This window comes from Enterobacter sp. RIT637 (genome assembly GCF_019718755.1).
In the GTDB taxonomy this organism is placed as follows: domain Bacteria; phylum Pseudomonadota; class Gammaproteobacteria; order Enterobacterales; family Enterobacteriaceae; genus Enterobacter.
In genome coordinates, this window is the sequence record NZ_JAIHAZ010000045.1 from 1 (window position 1) to 926 (window position 926).

Annotated in this window: 1 protein-coding gene; it reads right to left on the reverse strand. The window is 57.7% G+C overall.

Translation table 11 applies throughout. The features are described from left to right. The coding region (locus K5E19_RS23005) for a LysR family transcriptional regulator (RefSeq protein WP_221553245.1) at nt 1-805 on the reverse strand (805 nt) is incomplete at its 3' end. Nucleotides 806-926 lie beyond the last annotated feature (121 nt).

The following is a 926-nucleotide window of genomic DNA, read 5'->3' on the forward strand; positions in this document are numbered from 1 at the left end:
CGGTAAAGGGAACGGAAATGCTAAAGCGGCGGATCACAATCCCGCTTGCGGCATAGTCCAGCGCCGTGAGCGGATTCACCACCGCAATTCCCACGCCCGCCCGCACCATCGCGCAAATGGACGCCGCGCTGTGGGTCTCCACCACCATCCGTCGTTTCACCTGATGTTCCTGGAACAGCGTATCTAGCAGCTGTCGGTAGCTGTCGGTCTGTGACAGGCTGATATAGTTTTCGCCGTGGAAATCTGCCGGTGTCAGCACGCTTTTGCTGGCAAGGCGATGGCCCTCAGGCAGCACGCAGACTTCATCCAGAGACAGCAGTTCAGTGCGCTCCGTTCCCGCAGGTGTGACCAGGGTTTCGGTCAGGCCTAAATCGTGGCGCTGTGCCGAGAGCCACTCTTCAAGCAGCGGCGACTCCTGCGGCACAATAGTGAGGTTCACGTCGGGATAGCGGGCGAGAAACGGCTGAATCAGCGGCGGCAGCAACGACTGGGAAAAGACCGGCAGGCAGACAATCGACAGCTCGCCCTGGCGGAATTCCCGCAGACTCTCCGCTGCACTGATGATGCGGTCCAGGCCGTACCACGAGCGCTGAACTTCTTCGAACAAGCGCAAACCCTGCACCGTCGGATGCAGCCTGCCGCGCGTACGCTCAAACAGCGTCAGCCCTAACACTTTTTCAAACCGCGCCAGCTCGCGGCTTACCGTGGGCTGCGAGGTGTGCAGCATCTGCGCGGCTTCGGTCAGATTACCGGTGGTCATCACCGCGTGAAAAATTTCGATATGGCGTAGGTTAACGGCGGGCATAGGGCACCTGTTTTGATCGGTAAGCCATATCATTTTTGCATAGACTCGCGATAAAACGATATTTTTTATTCTCTTCGCGCTGTGGCGTAATGTTAAACAAATGACGTTACCCGGAGAACAC